General features: G+C 62.1%; 16 protein-coding genes. 5 read left to right on the plus strand and 11 right to left on the minus strand.

The window, feature by feature from the left end:
- Positions 1-21: 21 nt before the first annotated feature.
- The gene (dacB, locus tag ACB028_RS01195; RefSeq protein ID WP_371143290.1) at positions 22-1455 is read left to right on the plus strand and encodes a D-alanyl-D-alanine carboxypeptidase/D-alanyl-D-alanine-endopeptidase; all 1434 of its coding nucleotides are present in this window, start codon (positions 22-24) and stop codon (positions 1453-1455) included.
- 219 nt (positions 1456-1674) lie between these two features.
- The gene (locus ACB028_RS01200; protein ID WP_026456982.1) at positions 1675-1938 is read left to right on the plus strand and encodes a GrxA family glutaredoxin; all 264 of its coding nucleotides are present in this window, start codon (positions 1675-1677) and stop codon (positions 1936-1938) included.
- Between the two features lie 104 nt (positions 1939-2042).
- On the opposite strand, the gene ACB028_RS01205 is transcribed toward ACB028_RS01200, so the two are convergent.
- Positions 2043-2888 (minus strand): endonuclease/exonuclease/phosphatase family protein, encoded by an 846-nt coding sequence (locus tag ACB028_RS01205; protein ID WP_042072039.1) that lies wholly within the window; start codon positions 2886-2888, stop codon positions 2043-2045.
- A 96-nt stretch (positions 2889-2984) separates the two neighbouring features.
- On the opposite strand from ACB028_RS01205, the gene ACB028_RS01210 reads away from it, so the two are divergent.
- Positions 2985-3209: a hypothetical protein gene (locus ACB028_RS01210; protein WP_026458683.1), complete on the plus strand. Its 225-nt coding sequence runs from the start codon at positions 2985-2987 to the stop codon at positions 3207-3209.
- On the opposite strand, the gene yciA is transcribed toward ACB028_RS01210, so the two are convergent.
- From yciA to ACB028_RS01235, 5 genes are all read right to left on the minus strand, one after another.
- A complete protein-coding gene (gene yciA, locus ACB028_RS01215) occupies positions 3210-3614 on the minus strand; it encodes an acyl-CoA thioester hydrolase YciA (protein ID WP_042025585.1) in 405 nt (134 codons plus the stop codon).
- 60 nt (positions 3615-3674) lie between these two features.
- The gene (locus ACB028_RS01220) at positions 3675-4508 is read right to left on the minus strand and encodes an NAD-dependent epimerase/dehydratase family protein (RefSeq protein WP_371143291.1); all 834 of its coding nucleotides are present in this window, start codon (positions 4506-4508) and stop codon (positions 3675-3677) included.
- Positions 4509-4671: 163 nt separating this feature from the next.
- Positions 4672-5271 carry a hypothetical protein gene (locus ACB028_RS01225; RefSeq protein WP_371143292.1) on the minus strand — a complete coding sequence of 200 codons (600 nt, stop codon included), beginning with the start codon at positions 5269-5271 and terminating at the stop codon, positions 4672-4674.
- 249 nt (positions 5272-5520) lie between these two features.
- Positions 5521-9096, minus strand: a complete 3576-nt coding sequence (gene nifJ, locus ACB028_RS01230) for a pyruvate:ferredoxin (flavodoxin) oxidoreductase (protein WP_371143293.1) — start codon at positions 9094-9096, stop codon at positions 5521-5523.
- On the minus strand, positions 9093-10739 hold the full coding sequence (locus ACB028_RS01235; RefSeq protein WP_371143294.1) for an NAD(P)-binding protein: 1647 nt from the start codon (positions 10737-10739) through the stop codon (positions 9093-9095). Before ACB028_RS01235 ends, nifJ begins: the two co-directional genes overlap by 4 nt.
- 364 nt (positions 10740-11103) lie before the next feature.
- Here ACB028_RS01235 and ACB028_RS01240 point away from each other — a divergent pair, with 364 nt between their 5' ends.
- On the plus strand, positions 11104-12912 hold the full coding sequence (locus ACB028_RS01240) for an MOSC N-terminal beta barrel domain-containing protein (protein ID WP_371143295.1): 1809 nt from the start codon (positions 11104-11106) through the stop codon (positions 12910-12912).
- 229 nt (positions 12913-13141) lie between these two features.
- Entirely contained in the window at positions 13142-14854 is a 1713-nt protein-coding gene (locus tag ACB028_RS01245; RefSeq protein WP_042072046.1) for a methyl-accepting chemotaxis protein, read from the plus strand.
- 60 nt (positions 14855-14914) lie between these two features.
- Here the strand turns inward: ACB028_RS01245 and htpX are convergent, their stop codons facing one another.
- The 5 genes from htpX to bioB form a co-directional block, all read right to left on the minus strand.
- Positions 14915-15787: a protease HtpX gene (gene htpX / locus ACB028_RS01250; RefSeq protein WP_042025577.1), complete on the minus strand. Its 873-nt coding sequence runs from the start codon at positions 15785-15787 to the stop codon at positions 14915-14917.
- A gap of 109 nt (positions 15788-15896) precedes the next feature.
- Positions 15897-16574, minus strand: coding sequence for a dethiobiotin synthase (gene bioD / locus ACB028_RS01255; RefSeq protein ID WP_371143296.1), 678 nt, complete (start codon positions 16572-16574; stop codon positions 15897-15899).
- A gap of 71 nt (positions 16575-16645) precedes the next feature.
- A complete protein-coding gene (bioC, locus tag ACB028_RS01260; RefSeq protein ID WP_371143297.1) occupies positions 16646-17467 on the minus strand; it encodes a malonyl-ACP O-methyltransferase BioC in 822 nt (273 codons plus the stop codon).
- Complete coding sequence (gene bioF, locus ACB028_RS01265; RefSeq protein ID WP_371143298.1) at positions 17460-18656, minus strand: 8-amino-7-oxononanoate synthase; 1197 nt, start codon at positions 18654-18656, stop codon at positions 17460-17462. Before bioF ends, bioC begins: the two co-directional genes overlap by 8 nt.
- Entirely contained in the window at positions 18653-19750 is a 1098-nt protein-coding gene (bioB, locus tag ACB028_RS01270) for a biotin synthase BioB (protein WP_371143299.1), read from the minus strand. The genes bioF and bioB overlap by 4 nt, the downstream gene beginning before the upstream one ends.
- Positions 19751-19776: the final 26 nt, after the last annotated feature.

Below are 19776 nucleotides of genomic sequence, written 5' to 3' on the forward strand. Positions count from 1 at the left end.
TTCATCAAGTTTGAGGATCCTATGCTGCGGCTGTTGATTGGTTTTTGCGCCCTCGTTTCCATGGCGGTTCACGCCACCCCGCTCACCCCGCCCAAGGGTGGCCAGTACGCCATCATAGTGCAGGGCAACAACGGCATTGAGTTTGCCCGCAACGCGGATGACATGATTGCCCCCGCTTCTACCATGAAGGTGCTGACCGCCCTGGCCGCCCGCCTGGAGCTGGGTGCCGACTTCCGCTTCGCCACCGATATCCAGGCCGAGCCCGGTGCCAAGCAGGGCAACGCCATCAACGGCGATATCTGGATCAACTTCGTCGGTGACCCCACCCTGTCGAAAATGGATCTGCTGGCCCTGTTCAAGCAGCTCGGCATCAACCGCATCAATGGCAATGTCTACGTCAATACCGGCGCCTACAACGGCTACGAGCGCGGCAATGGCTGGTCGTGGGGGGATCAGACCCTCTGCTTCGCAGCACCCGTCTCCTCCGTCATCATCGACAAGAACTGCGCCTACGCCACCATCACCGCCACCCAGATCGGCAAGCCGGCGGTGGGCAATGTCGCCAAAGGCGTCGCCATCGGTGTCGGTGCCGACAACGTGGAGGTGATGAGCTATGGCGACATGGCGCGCCAGTTCTGCGCCCTGGAGGTGGACATGGCCAAGGGCAACTTCTATGAGCTCAAGGGCTGTATCACCCCGAACAAGGAGCCCCAGGGGTTGCGCTTTGCCATCCACGACGTGGAGGCCTGGGGCTGGGACAACATCCGCTGGGCGATGGACCGGGCCGGCATCAAGCACGACGGTCTGCTGCGGATCACCCACAAGGCACCGGTCGGTGCCCAGACCCTGGCGACCCACTACTCGGTCTCCCTGCCCATCATGCTGGCCAAGATGCTGAAGAAATCGGACAACCTCTACGCCGACACCTTCCTGAAAACCGTTGGCCGCCACTACTACAACAAGCCGGGTAGCTATCGCAGCGGCACCATGGCGGTGCGCGCCATCCTCACCAAGCACGGCATTGACCTTGGCAACGCCACCCTGGCCGACGGCTCCGGCCTCTCTGCTCACAATCTCATCAGCGCCCGCCAGATGCTGTCGGTGCTGAACTTCATCCAGAAAAATGATGCCGAGCTCGACTTCATCAAGCTGCTGCCAAGCTCCCAGGTGGATGGCACCCTGGCTTGGCGACGCAGCGTCACTGCCCCCATGATGAAAAACAAGGTCCATGCCAAGACCGGCACCATCACAGGCACCTCCAACCTGGCGGGCTTCATCGACACCGCCGGTGGCCAGCGCAAGGCCTTCGTCATCTTCCAGCGCGGCCTGTCGCAGGATCCGACCACCCACGAGCGCTATCGTGCCAGCAAGGCGCCCTGGCCCTGGACCGTGTTCGAAAAAGGCGTGCTGGAGAGCATCTATCAGCAGCAACCCATCCAGATTGCCGCCCAGTAACAGACCCAGTAGCAGGGGGCAGCGGTAAGGCTGCCCCGATAAAACTCTGCCCCAGCTTGAAACGACGAGCGAAAGAGCCTCTCTCGGCTGCTCGCCACACAGGGTTGAGCCGATAGAGCCACTCGCAGCAGGGTATCGACAATTTCAGCTTTAAGTCAGCACGAGGCGAGGCTATGCTGGGCCCAGCCTCAATTAACGACCCCATAACGGAGAGATAAAATGTTTGCAGTGATTTTTGGTCGCCCGGGTTGCCCCTATTGTGTCCGCGCCAAGCAGATCGCCGAGCAGCTGGTCGAGCAGCGCGACGATTTCAAATTCCGCTACGTGGATATCCATGCAGAAGGCATCACCAAGGAAGATCTGGCCAAGAGCGCCGGCAAGCCGGTCAATACAGTGCCGCAGATCTTCCTGGACGAGCAGCACATCGGTGGCTGCACCGATTTCGAAGCCTACGCCAAAGAGCATCTGGGCCTCTACCAGTAATTCCTGCGGGTCATCCCGTGCTGGCAAGCCGCCAGCAGCGTATAAAAAATCTGGCGCCAATGGCGCCGGATTTTTTATGGGCAAAACTCGCACATCATCCCTTGTCAGGGGGTCAGCGACTGGGCCGCGAAGCGGGCAACGATGGGGTTGTGATCGGAGGAATCGGTCGCGGGCGAGCTCACCTCCACCAGGTCCAGATTGCGGTAGTAGAGGTGATCGAGCGGGCGGCCGAAGGCGGTGCGGCGCAAGTCGGGCACGGGCACGGCCTCCTGCAGGCCCAGCTCGTCCACCAGCTTGTTTAGCCAGAACTGGCGCTTGTCGCTCCAGGTGTTGAAATCCCCGGCCAGGATCACCGGCCCCTGATGGCGGCGCACCAGCGCGGTCAGATCGTTGAGCTGCTCGCGGAAGGTGGCCATCCCCAGCTCGAAGTTGACCGCATGGAGGTTGATCACCAGCACGCCATCAGGATCGCCCTGTAGCGGATAGAGGCTCACCAGCCCGGATTTGGGGATACGCAGCAGCGGCTCAGGAGAGCGCACGCCACAGACGAACGCCTGCGGGGTCTTGGCCACCGTCATCACGCCAAACGAAACAGAACCCTGGGTAAAGGCCTGCAACTGCTGCCACTGGAAATTCCCGGCGCGCAGCCAGTCGAGCATCTCGGGACGGGTCGCCGACTCTTGCAAGAGCACCAGATCCTGCCCCTTGGCGTACTGATCCATCCCCTCGCGCCAGTTCTTGCGCTGCCCCTTGTAGAGATTCCACACGGTAATGCCGAACTCGCGCGGCAGCGCCGTGGTCGCCAGCGCCACCAGTGGCGGGCGCTGGCAATCGAGATCCGGCACGATTCCTTGCGCGGTCACCAGATGGTTCTGATCCGGCACGTCGAAACAGCCCACCAACCCCAGGGTCAGCAGAGAGGTACCCAGAATGCGATAACTATTTTTCATTGGCTACTTTGCATTGTGCTGTGACCATCACAAACGTCATGAGTGCCGACTAAGCTGATAAGTTCCCGTTCCGCTCAACCAGGAGGAGATGCCCCCATGGCGAAAGAACTCAGGTACAACGTGACGTTTTATGATCAACAAGGAAATTGTCATCAAGTGGAACTTGCCACCGTCTACCAGATCAGACGGGACCCGCAGTGCGATCTCTGCCTGTTTGACACCCTGCAATACGTCGGGTCGGAAGAGATGCTGGAACGCATGATACGGCAAAAAACCGGGCTTGAGCAGGAAATATCCATCATCAATGCCCGGTTGCTCTGATCACTCGCTCACCGGAACCGGGCGGGATTTGCCGTTTTCGTCGATGGCGACGTAGGTAAAGACCCCCTCGGTCACGCAGTAACGCTGGGCGTCGTTTTCACGCAGCACCGGCTTGACCCACACCTCCAGCTTGAGCTTCATGGAGCTGCGGCCGATCTTCATGCAGCGGCCGTAGCAGCAGACCACGTCCCCTACTTTAACCGGGCTGTGAAAGGTCATGCCCTCGACGGATACGGTACAAATACGTCCCTTTGCCAGCTCCTTGGCCATGATGCCCCCACCTATATCCATCTGGGACATGATCCAGCCACCAAAGATGTCGCCATTGGGGTTGGTATCGGCTGGCATCGCCAGAGTTCTCAGCAACAGCTCCCCATCGGGGTGACGTTGTGTATCTACCATCATTACTGCCTCTCTCTCATGGATGGGCGGCATGATAGGGGGCGATCTGCCCCTTGGCAAACCTCAATTGCCACGGGCCGCCAGCTCGGCGAACCAGTGGGCCGGATCGGGCCAGCGATAGTTGAATCCCAGTTGCTCGCAGATGCGCAGCCCGTCGATGGGCAAAAACGCCCCGGCAGGCTCGAGAAACACCGGCGCGGGCAACCCCAACTGGCGCGCGGCAAAGGGATAGAACTGCTCGCGGCGCGGATGAACCGGCGCGCTCAGGTTGTAGGCATCCCCATCCTTGCCCCGTTCAAGCAGCAGCAGGCAGGCGGCCACCACATCGTCCAGATGGACCAGATTGACCGCCTGGGCGCCTCCTTCCAGGGTCTTGCCGGCCAAAAAGCGCCCCGGATGACGATCCGGGCCATAGAGGCCGGAGGGGCGCACTATCATCACGCACTCGAAACCGGCCGCCTGCACCGCCTGCTCCGCCGCCAGCATCCGCTCGCCGCGGGCATGACGCGGCTTGGGTTGCTCACCCTCCGCTTGGCCTGCGCCCCATACCGAGGTGGCGCTGACAAACAGCACTCGCCGGGTGCCGCTTGCTTTGGCAAGCTGACAGGCCTTTGCCACCGCATGCGGATAGTCATCGGTCTTGCTGGGCGGTACGCAGATAACCAACGATTCGCAGGGGATGGGCCACTGCTCTTTTTTATCAGCGGCGGGCATATGGGCAGAAATCGTCAGCGGATGGGCATGGATCCCCTCCCCCAGCAAACGGACCGCCTTCTCGGCGCTGCTGACCGTCACCGCCACCGGCTTGCCTGCCGCCAGCAGGGCCCGCGCCAGCGGCAGCCCGAGCCAACCCGCCCCCAGAATACCGATCGTCCCGGCGATATGTTGCTCTGTCATCGTCCCTTCTCCTGCTTGACGCTATTTGCCCCGCAGCTTACCTGCCACGGCATAAAAAGAAAGCGTCGCCCTGCAGACTTCGTACAACAAATACTCATTCCAAAATATCATTGTTCAATTTTTTCATCGAGTAGACCCTGAAGATATTCCTAGTAATTTCTTGTCAAGAAAATACATGAGGTAATTTTAAGTAAATGGTGGCCAAGCCTACAATACCTAAAATTAAGATAATAGAACTAATGATATAAGTGATAACAAACCCCAGCTCACCTCTTTTAACCCTACACCACTCCAACTTTAATATTCCACTAGCCGAGTTAATTATGGAGTCATTAATAATATTATGGTTAGGGCATTTATTATCATTCAATACAGACACTGCATCATCCAATGAATTCAGCAATTTCTTATTAAAATTATTTAGGTTTTTATTTGCATCATTCTTATTAATTCGCAAACTAATCATGACTTTATTTTGCAATAATAGACCATAAGTATCGTAGAACTGTTGATCTAATTCTTTTCTAGCAATCTCATTATCCTGAGTTCTGTTCCTGTCCCTTTTCTTTTGGATAAATACACACTTATTGAAATTACTTATAAAGCTAGAAACTTCTGTACGTAAACTGTTTATCCAATCTTGTCTAAAATCAGATATCTTTGTGTGTTTAGAGTTTAACTGCGAGAAAAATGCAAATGCAGCAGTAAGCCATGCAGCAACTAATGCTGCTGTTGCTACATATAAGGTATAAGAGTTTTGCATGCTCACCTCCAAGGTTCAGTCAAGTCAATTTATCATGCGAGAAGTATTTATATAAAATCCTGTTTTGTACCGTATATCCTGCCCAGCTTCGATTAAGATATCAACAATATTATTTTAAATAAAACCACCATCACATCAGCCATAATTTATGTCGTATTGATAGATACCTCCCCCTATCGACACTCCATATCTTCCAATACAAAAAAGCGGGCCATTGGCCCGCTTCGTTATACAGAATTACCCCCATCCTCACACCGGTGGATGGAACTGGCTGGCCTCGCGGGTGGCCATCTCCTCGTAGGTGGCCCACTTCTGCCACGCCACCTGCTGCGCTACCTGCATCAGCCGCTGCGCTTCCTCCGGATGACTCTGGGCCAGCACCCGATAACGGGTCTCCTCGGCCCGGTAGTCGGCAAGCGGAATGGAGGGGCGCAGGCTGTCGAGGCTAAAGGGGTTCTGCCCCGCACTGCGCAATACCGGGTTGTAGCGCATCAGCGGCCAGTGCCCGGAGGCCACGGCGCGTTTTTGCTGGGTCAGCCCCTGCTCCATATCGATGCCGTGAGCGATGCAGTGGCTATAGGCGATGATAAGGGACGGGCCCGGATAGGCCTCGGCCTCGCGCAAGGCCTGCAGCGCCTGCTGCGGGTTGGCGCCAAAGGCGATGCGGGCAACATAGACGTTGCCGTAGGAGATGGCCTGCAATGCCACATCCTTTTTGGCCAGCGTCTTGCCCCCCGCCGCGAACTTGGCGACGGCACCGAGCGGCGTCGATTTCGACATCTGGCCGCCGGTGTTGGAGTAGACCTCGGTATCCATCACCAGCACATTCACATCCCGCCCGGAGGCGAGCACATGATCGAGCCCCGCCGAGCCGATGTCATAGGCCCAGCCATCGCCGCCGATGATCCAGACCGAGCGGCGCACCAGCTGATCGATAAGCGAGAGCAGCTCCTGAGCCCGGCTTGATCGCACCTCCTCCAGTCGTTCGCGCACTTGCGCCACCCGGCTCCGCTGGGCGCGGATCTCCGACTCCAGCCGCTGCGGGGCATTGATGAGAGTATCGACCAGTGCCTCACCGAGATCTCCCTTCATGGCCTGCAGCGCCGCCACCGCCTGGGCGTGGTGCTGATCGGCGGTGAGACGGAAGCCAAAGCCAAACTCGGCGTTGTCCTCGAACAGGGAGTTGGACCAGGCCGGCCCCTTGCCTTCGCCGTTCTTGGCCCAGGGGGTAGTCGGCAGGTTGCCGCCATAGATGGAGGAGCAGCCGGTGGCGTTGGCCACCAGCATGCGATCGCCAAATAGCTGGGTCAGCAGCTTGAGGTAAGGGGTCTCGCCACAGCCCGCGCAGGCGCCGGAGAACTCGAACAGGGGCTCGAGGAACTGGGCGCCGCGCACCGTGGAAAAATCCACCCGCTCGCGGGCAGGCCAAGGCAGGCTTTCGAACCAGTGCAGCGCCTGCTTCTGGCCAGCCAGATGCGGCGCCTTGTCCATCATGACGATGGCGCGCTCGCCTTCGTGCTCTTCATCAGCCCCGGCCCGCACCGGGCAGGCCTGCACGCACTGGCCGCAACCGGTGCAATCCTCCGGATAGAGCTGCAAGGTGTAGCGGCTGTCGGGAAAGCCCCTGGCGGTCACCGGCACCGACTGGGCCGCCTCGGGGGCGCTCGCCAGCCAGTCCTGGTGATAGAACTTGGCCCGCAGCGCCGCATGGGGGCAGACGAAGACGCAGTTGCCGCACTGGATGCAGATATCCGAATGCCAGATCGGGATCTCGCGGGCGATGTCCCGCTTCTCGAAGCGGCTGGTGGCGGTGGGGTAAGTGCCATCCACCGGCAGCATGGAGACGGGGATCAAATCGCCGCGCCCCGCCAGCATCTCGCCTGTGACCCGCTGGACAAACTCGCTGCCGCCGGGGGCCAGGGGCAGCGGATAGTCGCCTGCCTCGTCCTCCCCGTCCGGGATGCTCACCCGGTAGAGGTGGGCCAGGGTATCGTCCACCGCCGCGAAGTTGCGCGCCACCACCTCGGGCCCTTTGCGGGCATAGCTCTTCTCTATGCTCTCCTTGATAAGCGCAATCGCCTCATCCCGCGGCAAGATGCCGGCCAGGGCGAAGAAGCAGGTTTGCATCACGGTGTTGATGCGATTGCCCATGCCGTTTTGCTCGGCCACTCTATCCCCGTCGATGCAGTAGAGCTGGATATTGAGGGCGCGAATACGGGCCCGCAGCCGCTCGGGCAGCTGATCCCACACCGCATCGGCCTCAAAAGGCGCGTTAAGCAGCAAGGTTGCCCCTTCTGCAGCGTGTTCGAGCAAGTCCACCGACTCCACAAAGCCCCACTGGTGGCAGCCGATAAAGCTCGCCTGCTCGATAAGCCAGGGGGCGTCGATGGGCTCGGGGCCAAAGCGCAGGTGGGAGACGGTGCGCGAGCCCGACTTCTTGGAGTCGTAGACGAAGTAGCCCTGGGCGTGGAAGCCCTCCAGCTCGCCGATGATCTTGATGCTGTTCTTGTTGGCGCCGACTGTGCCGTCGGCGCCGAGGCCGAAGAAGAGCGCCCGCACCCGGCTGGCAGGCTCCAGATCGCCGATGGGGTGCCAGGCCAGACTGAGGCCGGAGACGTCATCCACTATCCCTACGGTAAAGCGCGGGCGCGGTGCATCGGAGGCCAGTTCCTCAAACACGGCGGCGCACATGGCGGGGGTGAACTCTTTGGAAGAGAGGCCATAGCGACCGCCGCTCAGCCAGGGCAACCGCTTGATAAGGCCGCGCTGCAAGCCGTCAATCAGTGCACTTTGCACATCCAGCAGCAGGGGCTCGCCGCCAGCTCCCGGCTCCTTGGTGCGATCCAGCACGGCGATGCGGCGCACGCTCTCGGGTAAGGCATCGAGCAGTGCCTGCACCGGGAAGGGGCGATAGAGGCGCACCACCAGCACCCCGGTCTTGCGATCCTGCCGGTTGAGCCAATCCACCGTGGTGCGAGCGGTGGCCGCCCCCGAACCCATCAGTACGATGACGTCGGTGGCATCGGGGGCGCCGTGATACTCCACCAGCTGGTAGTGGCGGCCGGTCAGCTTGCCAAGGCTCTCCATGCACTGCTGCACCCGCGCCGGTACCGCTTCGTAGAAGGGGTTGACGCTCTCGCGGGACTGGAAATAGGTATCCGGGTTCTGGGCGGTGCCACGCATCACCGGATGATCCGGGTTGAGCGCACGGGCACGGTGGGCGCGCACCCAGTCGTTGTCGATAAGAGCGCGAATTTCATCCCGATGCAGGGCGGTGATCTTGTTCACCTCGTGGGAGGTGCGAAAACCGTCGAAGAAGTGGATAAAGGGCACCCGGCACTGCAGGGTGACGCTATGGGCAATCAGCGCCAGATCCTGCGCCTCCTGCACCGAACCGGAGGCAAGCATGGCAAAGCCGGTGCTGCGCGCCGCCATCACGTCTTGATGGTCACCAAAAATCGAGAGCCCCTGCGCCGCCAGCGAACGGGCCGCCACATGGAACACCGCTGAGGTCAGTTCGCCTGCGATCTTGTACATGTTGGGCAGCATCAGCATCAGCCCCTGGCTCGCGGTGAAGGTGGTGGCGAGCGCCCCCGCCTGCAGGGCGCCATGCACGGTACCGGCCGCCCCCCCTTCGCTTTGCATCTCCACCACGGTGGGGATGTTGCCCCAGAGGTTGGTCTGCCCCTCCGCCGCCCAGGCATCGGCCAGCTCGGCCATGGTCGAGCTCGGGGTGATGGGGTAGATGGCACACACTTCGCTCAGCTGGTACGCCACCCAGGCCGCGGCCTCGTTGCCGTCGACCATGATCAGTTCGTGTTTCATAGGGACTCCTGTGGTTGGCGCAGCTCAATGGCGTGGCAGGGACACTGGTCGTAGCAGGCGCCGCAGCCGGTGCAACGCTCGGCATCCACCCGATAACCGTGGCCCGGCCCCAGCTTGGCGATGGCCTGCTCGGGGCAGCTGCCGTAGCAACCGTCGCACTCGAAGCAGTTGCCGCAGGAGTAGCAGCGCGCCGCCTCGTAGCGGGCCGCCGTCTCGTCCAGCCCGCCAATGATCTCGCCAAAGTCGTCCCGCGCCCAGGTCGGTTTCACCGGCTGGCTGCTGGCGGGCGCATGGGTCTGGAACCAGAGCTGCAACTGCTCCGGCCCCACCAGCGGATAGGAGAGCATCTTCTGGTAGTGGCGCCCCCGCAGCCAGGCATCCATGTGGCGCGCCGCCTTCTTGCCGTGACCGGTGGCGATGGTGACGGTGCGCTCGGAGGGCACCATGTCGCCGCCGGCAAAGAGACCCGGCACGTCGGTCATCAGGTTTTCGCCAACCTGAACCACCCCCTCCTTGTTGACCCGCACGCCCGGAATGCTCTCCAGCACGGAAAGATCCACCTCCTGACCCAGCGCCAGAATGAGGGAGTCCGCCTCCAGGGTCTCGAACTGGCCGGTGGGCACCGGCTTGCCCTCAGCATCCAGCGCCATCACCTCCACCTCTATGTTGGTGTTGTCGAGCTGGCGAATGCTGCGCAGCCAGTTGATCTTGATCCCCTCCTCCTCGGCCTCGTCGGCCTCGAAGGCGTGGGCCGGCATATGATCCCGGTCGCGGCGATAGATGATCATCGCCTCCTCGACCCCAAGCCGGCGGGCGGTGCGGGCCGCATCCATGGCGGTGTTGCCGCCACCGTAGATGGCTACCCGCCGCCCCAGTTTGGGAAGCGGCAGCCCCTGCTCTTCGGCCAGGCTTGCCTGCTCGAGAAAGCTCACCGCATCGAGGATCTTGCCCGCCTCCCGGGCCGGAATATCGACCCGCTTGGCCAGATGGGCGCCGATGGCCATAAAGACGGCGTCAAAGCCCCCCTCGTCGCGCTCACGCAGCACATCCTCCACCTTGTGGTTGAGGGTTAGCGTCACCCCGGCGGCCAGGATGCGGGCCACCTCCCGATCCAGCACGTCGCGGGGCAATCGATAGGCGGGAATGCCAAAGCGCAGCATGCCGCCGGCGAGCGGGCCCGCCTCGCGGATCTCCACCTGATGACCGAGCCGGTTGAGGTGCCAGGCGCAAGAAAGCCCGGAGGGGCCCGCCCCTATGATCAGCACCTTCTTGCCGCTGGCGGGCGCGGGGGGCGCAGGCTGCCAGCCCCGGGCCAGCGCCTCGTCACCAAGAAAGCGTTCGATGGCGTGAATGGAGACGGCTTCATCCACCCGGGCGCGGTTGCAGGCGCTCTCGCAGGGGTGATAACAGACCCGGCCGTGGACGGCAGGCAGAGGATTTTCTTCGATGAGGGTCTGCCAGGCCGCTTCAAAGCGCCCGGCCTGGGCCAGGGAGAGCCAGGCTTGAATGTTTTCACCGGCCGGGCAGGCGTGATTGCAGGGTGGCAGGGCCGGCCGCCAAACGGGTAGCCGGGTACGCACCGGGCCTGTTCCCGTTTTCAGGGAGAGATCCGGCAATGGGGTCATATCCAGTTGTTTGCTCATACATTGCTTTCTTCTTGTTGTGGGACAGGCCCCATCCGAATGCGCTTGATACCGTGTAGCCTGGGCAGACGGTGGCCGGAAGGGGAAGAAGCGAAAGCGTCAGAAACTGGAAGCTGACCCGATAGTGGACTGTTTTTTGTACGCCTTGGCCGATCGGGATCAAAAAAATGTTGCATTTTATGGGCAATCGCGTCCGAATTGTGACCCATGTAGCACCCATGCAAACGGGTCGTCATCGTGAACGCGCCAGCGGCCTGTCATCGCCACCCCCAAAATCCGCAACCTGCCGCAATTGCCGCTCACGCCATAAACCGTTATGTTGCCCTCTTCCCGGGCAACGCAGCCACGTCACAAGGAGCCGGACATGCCAACCCTCGACAGCATTCATCTCTATCCCGTCAAATCGACCGCAGGCATGGCGCTGACCCGCGCCCGGGTCACCGAGGAGGGTCTGCTGGGGGATCGCCGCTACATGGTGGTAAAGCCCGATAGCACCTTCATCACCGCCCGCACCCACCCCCAGCTGCAACAAGTGCAGGCCACCCCCATTGATGGCGGCCTGCTGCTGCGCTATCCGGGGTTCGAGCCGCTCAGCCTGCTGGAGACCGAGTTCAGCCTGACTCCGCAGGCCACCGGCGTCTGGAAGGACAACTTCAATGCCCTGCATACCCACCCTCTGGCCGATGCATGGCTAAGCCGGGTGGCAGGGGAAAGGGTGCAGCTGCTCTGGCTCGGCGAAGAGTCCAGCCGCTTTCGGGAGAAGACAGGCACCCGGGTCAGCTTTGCCGACGGCTACCCCCTGCTGCTTATCAGCCAGGGTTCGCTTGAGGATCTCAACCTGAGATCCGATGCCCTGCACCAGATGAGCCAGTTTCGCACCAACCTGGTGGCAAGCGGCACTCGCCCCTTCGAGGAGGACAGCTGGAAGCGGATCCGCATCGGCGAGGTGGAATTTCTGGTGGCCAAGCCGTGCAGCCGCTGCATCATGACCACGGTTGAGGCGGGCACGGATCGCTTCAATGCCCTGAAAGAGCCGCTGGCCACCCTCACCCGCTATCGCCGGGGCGAGGATGGAGAGGTCTATTTCGGCCAGAATCTGGTGGCCCTGAACGAAGGGTGGATCGAGGCGGGCAGCGAGATAGAGGTGCTGGAGACCGTCCGCGCCCCCGTCTATCCCAACGCGGCCCCGAAAAAGCGCGAGCTGGTGTGCGTGGCCCGCGAGCCCCTGGCCCGGGATCTGGAGACCTTCTGGTTCGAGGCGGCCGACGGCGAGCCCTTGCCGGATTATCTGCCGGGCCAGCACCTGCCCATCAGCCTGGACATCAAAAACGAGCGCATTCAACGCCGCTATACCCTGAGCGCCAGCCCGGATCAGCCGGAGCGTTACAGCATCAGCGTCAAGAAGGTGGCCGATGGCCGCATCTCCCACTGGCTGCACCAGCAGTTGCAGGTGGGTGACCGTCTGCTGGCAAGCGACCCGGCCGGGGAATTTCACCTGGGGGCAGGACGGTCCTTGCTGTTGCTTTCGGCAGGTTCGGGGGTGACCCCCATGCTCTCCATCGCCCGTACCTTAGGCTTGCGCGCAGAGCTCGGGGATGTTCACTTTATGCACCTGTGCCGCAGCGAGGCGGACATTCCGGCCGCCCACGAGTTGCACGCCATGGCGCGCCAGGGGATGACCCTCACCCTGATCCTGAGCCAGCCCGATGAGCACTGGCAGGGGCTCAAGGGACGGCTTGCCGATGAACACCTCAAACAGGTGAAAGATCTGGCAGGACGCGAAGTGTTTGTCTGCGGTCCCCACGGCTTTATGGCCGATGCCACGGCTCGCCTGCTGGGGTTGGGCGTTGCCGCCGAACGCATCCAGCAGGAGAGCTTTGGTGGCGCCATTCTCTCGGTCGCTCGTCCCCATCAGGCGGTGCAGCTGCGCATCGGCGAGCGCGCCTTTGCCGGCAACAATCAGGGGACCGTGCTGGATCAGGCCCATAAGCAGGGAGTGGAGCTGCCCTGGAGCTGCCGCGCAGGGATCTGCGGCAGCTGCAAGCAGACCCTGCTCGAAGGCGAGGTGGAGCACCCGGATGCCCCCGCCATCACGGCCGCCGAGCGGGCCGAAGGCAAGATCCTCACCTGCTGCGCCGTGCCGCTCACCGATCTGGTGATCGGCCCCCGTTAATCAAAAGGCCGGGAGCCAGGCTCCCGGCTCCCTTGTTCCGCCTGGATTCCCTCTTTATCTCCCTGCTTCACCATCTCTCTCCCGGCGTCACATCGCTTTTCTTGGCCTGCACCCTGTTCCGTCCAACCAGCCACCTATACTCACAACAAAAATAAAACCCCATCAAGACAGCGGGTTCTGCCGTCTGCCCAAGGGGGTATCTTTGGCGCGAATAAGGAACGCTCAAACCATGGAACAAAACAGACCCGCCTTTCAGCTCAACCTGCTGCTGTCGGTTGTCACCCTGATCCTGCTGTCACTGGTATTTTTTGCCTACAGCTGGTCGGAAAGCAGGCTCGAACACAACTATCAGCAACGCTACCAATCCTATCTGCTGGCCGACGAGCTGAGGCAATCCTCCGACGATCTGACCCGGCTGGCCCGCACCTATGTGATCACCAAGGATCCCGCCTACGAACAGCAGTACATGCGGATCCTGGCCATTCGCAACGGGGAGCAGAACCGGCCGCAAGGCTACAACCGCATCTATTGGGATTTTGTCGCCGCCACGGGCCAGAACCCGCGACCCGACAGCGGCCTGCGCCGCAGCCTCATCGATCTGATGAAGGACACCGGCTTTACCGAAGAGGAGATGGCCAAACTCAACGAGGCCAAGAACAACTCCGATGCCCTGGTCAACACCGAGGTGGCCGCCTTCAAGCTGGTGCAGCAACAGGATGGGGATCTGGCCGCCAACCAGCAACAGGCGATCGCCATGATGCATGACAAGGCCTATCACCAGAACAAGGGGCGCATCATGTCTCCCATCGACGACTTCTACGTCTTGATGGAGACCCGTACCCAACAGGCGGTGGATGACGCGGCAAGCCTCGCGACCATGCTGCGCTACCTCTTCATCGCCCTGGGTCTGGTGTTGATGTTCTTCCTGTGGCGAACCTACAAGGCGCTGCTCGATCTGGTCGGCACCTCGGTCGATCAGCTCAGAAGCGAGTTGAACAACCTGGCACAGGGGGATTTCTCCCGCCCGATCAAGGTACCGAACGGGGCCAAAGATAGCCTGATCGCGCTGCTGGCCGGCATGCAGACCACCCTCAAGGGGATCATTGCCCAGGTCTCCCACTCCAGCGGCGAGCTGTCGGAGTCGGCCGACAGCATTGCCCAGATTGCCGAGCAGACGGCCCACTTCGCCACTTCCCAGCAGAGCAGCACCCAGACCATGGCGGCCGCCATTGAAGAGCTGGTGGTGAGCATCAGCCACCTCTCCGACAACGCCACCCATGCCGACGAGCTGAGCAAGGTCTCCGCCGATACCCTGGAGCAGGGGGCCGGCGTCATCAAACAGACCCTGGACAGCATAGAGAACATCTCGAGCACGGTGGGGGATGCCGCCAGCAGCCTTGCCGACCTCAACAACCATACCCAGCAGATCTCCGACATCATCGAGGTGATCCGCGGCATCGCCGACCAGACCAACCTGCTGGCCCTGAACGCCGCCATCGAGGCGGCCCGGGCCGGGGAGCAAGGGCGCGGCTTTGCCGTGGTGGCCGACGAGGTGCGCAACCTCGCCAGCCGCTCGGCGGCCTCGACCCAGCAGATCACCGGCATGATAGGCAAGATCCAGAGCGGGGCGGACACCTCCATCCGCAGCATGGAGCTCACGGTCAACAACGTCTCGCGCGGGGTGAGTCTGGCCAACCAGACCGGCGAGGCCATCGCCAGCATCCAGAGCCACGCCGCCAACCTGACCGGCCTGATGGGGGAGATCAGCCACACCCTGCGCGAGCAATCCACCGCCGCCAACGAGGTGGTCTCCACCGTGGGCAATATCACCTCCCTCTCCGAACAGTCGGGCGAGGCGGCGCGCCACGTCTCCCAGGAGGCGGCCAAGCTCAAGCAGCTGTCACGGCTGCTGCGCCAGGAGATGGCCCACTTCAAGCTCTGAGCCTGAGGCCTAAAAGCAAAACGGCTGCCCGAGGGCAGCCGTTTTTCATGGCAGGGTCGCTTAACCGCGCAGGGCGGCGATGCGCTGCTCGATGGGCGGGTGGCTCATGAACAGCTCGCTCATGGAGCGCTTGCCGTTGATGCCGAAGGCCATCATGGCGCCTTCCATCTGCGGCTCGGCACCGCGGGAGAGGCGCTCGAGGGCGGCGATCATCTTGTCACGGCCGGCCAGTTTGGCGGCGCCGGCATCGGCGCGGAACTCACGCTGACGGCTGAACCACATGACAATCATGGAGGCCAGCACGCCGAACACCATTTCCAGCACGAACACAGTGATCATGTAGGCAAAACCGCCGGTGCTGCTGCTCTCTTCCTCGTTGTTGGAGCTGAAGAAGTTGCTGATGACGCCGGCCACGATGCGGGCGAAGAACATCACAAAGGTGTTCACCACCCCCTGGATCAGGGTCAGGGTCACCATGTCGCCGTTGGCCACGTGGCTCACCTCGTGGGCCAGCACGGCTTCCGCCTCATCGCGGCTCATGCTGTAGAGCAGGCCGGACGAAACAGCGACGAGCGAGTCGTCACGACGGGCGCCAGTGGCGAACGCGTTCATCTCGGGGGAGTCGTAGATACCCACTTCCGGCATCTTGATGCCGGCTTCACGGGCCTGACGAGCTACAGTGCTCACCAGCCAGTGTTCGGTCTCGTTGCGGGGCTGTTCGATGACCTGGACGCCATAGCTGCGCTTGGCCATCCACTTGGACATCAGCAAGGAGATGAAGGAGCCCCCAAAACCGAACACGGCACAGAATACCAACAGACCGGAAATACTGGACTTGTTGATCCCCAGAACCGAGAACAGGATGTTGAGTACCACCCCCAGCACCAGCATGACGGCCAGGTTGGTCACCAGGAATAGCATTATTCGCTTCATATAGACTCCTTGTGAAAATAAGGGACACGGGTGGGGAAAACGGATCTCTCCTGCCCATGTTAATGCCCACATTCTAGGAAAATTCGATGAATGTTCGCTGAATGTGTCGTCACAGCAGTGGGGAGATATCCAGCCGTCCCTGCAAATTCGCTTCAAGTGGATTGTTTACAAAGGGGATTTCACCCAAAAACGGAGCAGGTATCAAGCCTCTCAAGGTGTCCAGATTTTCCTGATAATGGCTCATGGCGCCATGCAGCCGGTTGATAACCCAGCCCGCCACCGGCAGGTTGTCGTTGCGAATGGCGGCAAAGGTGAGCAGCGCATGGTTGAGACAGCCCAGCTTGGCCCCCACCACCATGATCACCGCCATGTTCTCCTGCTTCACCCAGTCCGACATCAGATGCTGGCGATCCAGCGGCAGATACCAGCCTCCCGCCCCTTCCACCACGGTCAGCTCGGCCCCGGCCTGCTCAATCTTGCGCAGCCCCTCGCTGATCCCCTGCATGTCGATGGGCTGGCGTACTTCGCTGGCGGCGATATGGGGGGCGATGGGGGGCTCATAGGCAAACGGATTGACCAGATCGTAAGGCAGCACAAGGCTCGCCGCCTCCTGCAAGAGCACGGCGTCGAGGTTGCGAAGCCCCTCAGGAGTACGGGCACAGCCCGCTGACACCGGTTTGTAACCCGCGCAGCGGATCCCCTGGGCGCTGAACTCCCTAAGCAGGGTGCGGGCCACCAGGGTCTTGCCCACGTCGGTATCCGTGCCGGTAATAAAAAATGATTTCATCTTCTTCTCTCCCTGGCGTGACAGCGAGCTCACTGCGCCTGCCACGCCGCAATTCCAACATCCGCTTCGCGTCAGAGCGGTTTGTCGATCCGGCCAAGACAGACCCGATAGCTGGCGACCAGCTGGCCATCCGGCTGACGAAAGGCCTCGTAGGCCTGGCCAAGACGCTGTAAGCGGGCGCGGCCGCTCAGACCCACGCCGCTGTTGGCCCGGTTGTCATTGACCTCGTTGGCACCGATGCCCTTGAGATCACGCAGCAGCTGCGTCACGTCAAGATAGGCAAGATCCCAGGTCTGGCACTGCAAGCGGGGAGCGGTGACCCCGGCCGCCGCCAGCGCCTGCTCCAATTGTGGCAGGCTGAGGAAGCGATTGACATGGGCACGGCCGTCCACCTGTTGCCAGGCGGTGCGCAGTTGCCAGAGCGACTCGTCCAGCAGGGTGGAGAAAAAGAGCTGGCCACCGGGTCTGAGCACCCGCATCAGCTCGCCAAAGGCCTGGGCCGGCCGCTCGCACCACTGCAGGGCCAAGCTGGAGAAGACCCAATCAAACGCCTCGTCGGCAAAGGGCAACTGCTCGGCATCGCCACACACCAGGCGGGCGCCGCTGCCGCGCTCTACGGCCCGGGCCAGCATGCCGGGGGCGAGATCCAGCCCCACCAGGCTCTGACAGCGATCGGCGAGTGCGGGCAGAAAATATCCGGTGCCGCAGCCGAGATCCAGCCCGGCGCGGGCCACATCGCAGCCAACCAGACTGGTCGGCCCCTGCGGCATCAACCCCAGCAGCGCCTGCCCCACCTCCTGCTGAAAGCGGGCGTGGGCATCGTAGTGTCGGGCGGCGGCGCCGAAGCGGCGGGCGAGGCGGGCCTTGTCGACCGACTGAAAACGCTCATGCATCCCGGGTGCCTCCCGCGCTGTAGACAAAGGGGCAAGAACCAAGAGCATCAAGCAGCCGATCGATATCCTCATCCCTGTGAGCGGCGCTCAAGGTGATGCGAAGACGCGCCGTATCGACCGGCACAGTGGGCGGACGGATGGCACCGACCCAGACGCCGCGCCCCCGCAGCCGCTCGGCTAGTCGCAAGGCAGCACCGCTCTCCCCCACCAGCAACGGCTGGATCGGGGTATCGCTCGCGCCAAGCTGCCAGCCCAATGCCTGTGCCCCTTGCCGAAAGCGGGCGATAAGGCGAGCAAGCCGGGCACGGGACTCCTCGGCCCCGCGCACCAGCTCGATGCTCTGGCTCACGGCGCACGCCTGGGCAGCCGGCATATGGGTGCTGTAGACATAGTGGCGGGCGAAGTTCACCAGATACTCCACCAGCTCACGGCTGCCGCCGACAAACGCGCCGGCTACACCCAGCGCCTTGCCGAAGGTCCCCATCTGGATGTGCACTCGGGCAGGATCCACCCCCTGCGCCGCCAGAGTGCCACGCCCCTCGGTTCCCAGCACGCCGAGGCCGTGGGCGTCGTCAATCATCAGCCAGTTGCCGCTTCGGGCGGCCAGGGCTGCGAGCTCGCGCCAAGGACCCTGATCCCCGTCCATGCTGAACACCCCTTCCGAGACGATGAGCCCGCGGTTTGGCTCAAGTTGACGTTCAAGGGCCGCCATATCGTTGTGGCCAAAGCGCTTCATCTTGCAGGGAAGCTGGCTGCCCATCTCCTGCAGGGAGGCGTGGTTTAGCCTGTCTTGCCACAGCAGGTGATCCTTGCCGAGCAAGGCTTTCAGCACCGCCTGATTGGCGGAAAAGCCGCAGTTGAAGAGCAGTACCGCCTCCAGCCCGAGCCAGTCAGCCAGCGTCTCTTCCAGCTGCTGATGGGCGCGGCTGTAGCCGGTCACTAGCGGCGAGGCGCCCGCGCCCACGCCATAGCGTTCGATGCCCTCTTTGAAGGCGGCCTTGATGGCGGGGTGATCGGCAAGCCCCAGATAGTCGTTGGCGGAGAAGTTGAGGTACTCTCGCCCCGCCACCTTGAGTCGCCCGCCGCTCGCCCCGTCGGTGGCAACGCGGCTGCGCAGCAGAGCGGCCTGCTCACGCGCTGCCAGCGCCTCTCCCAGCGCAAAGGGGCCCTTTACCACGGGGGCGTTCATGAGCGAGCGCCGCTGGCACTGGGGGTCTTCGTTTTGGTGGCGTCATAGAAGAGCTCCCTTGGCTCGCTCTGGCGACTCACCTCGGCCAGCAGTTCTTCTTCTTGCACCTGATCCGGCTTCTGGGCCCGCTGGGCGGGGCGGATGCCGAGCCGCTTGAACAGCTGCATGTCGCTGTTTTCGTCCGGATTCGGGGTGGTCAGCAGCTTGCAGCCATAAAAAATCGAATTTGCCCCCGCCATAAAGCACATGGCCTGCATCTGCTCGTTCATCTTCTCCCGTCCGGCTGAGAGGCGCACATGGGAGGCAGGCATCATGATGCGCGCCACGGCGATGGTGCGGATAAATTCGAACGGATCGAGGTTTTCCTGGTTCTCCAGCGGCGTCCCCTTCACCTTGACCAGCATGTTGATGGGTACACTCTCCGGGTGGCGCGGCAGGTTGGCGAGCGCCATCAAGAGGCCCGCCCGATCCTTGGCCTGCTCCCCCATGCCGACGATGCCGCCGGAGCAGACTTTCATGCCGGCGCTGCGCACGTGCTCCAGGGTATCGAGCCGGTCCTGATAGGTGCGGGTGGTGATGATGTCGCCGTAAAACTCCGGCGAGGTGTCGAGGTTGTGGTTGTAGTAATCAAGGCCGGCAGCCCCGAGGCGCGCCGCCTGATCGGCGGTGAGCATGCCCAAGGTCATGCAGGTCTCCATGCCGAGCCCGCGCACCTCCTCGATCATCCGGATGATGTAGGGCATGTCTTTTTCTTTGGGGTTGCGCCAGGCCGCCCCCATGCAAAAACGCGACGACCCGTTGGCCTTGGCCTCGCGGGCCCGCTCCAGCACCTTCTCCACCTCCATCAACCGCTCGGCCTCAAGCCCGGTGTGATAGCGGGCGCTCTGGGGGCAGTACTTGCAATCCTCCGGACAGGCGCCGGTCTTGATGGAGAGCAGGGTGCTCACCTGTACCTCGTTCGGATCGAAATGGGCACGGTGCACCGTCTGGGCCCGGAACAGCAGGTCGTTGAACGGCAGGGCAAACAGGGCCTGAACCTCGGCGAGGGTCCAGTCGTGACGAAGGGCGTGGCCGCCCCGGGTGAGAGCATTCATACATGGCTTCCGGTTGTTATTGGTGG

Source organism: Aeromonas sp. S9(2024), assembly GCF_041403185.1.
Classification (GTDB): Bacteria; Pseudomonadota; Gammaproteobacteria; order Enterobacterales; family Aeromonadaceae; genus Aeromonas; species Aeromonas enteropelogenes.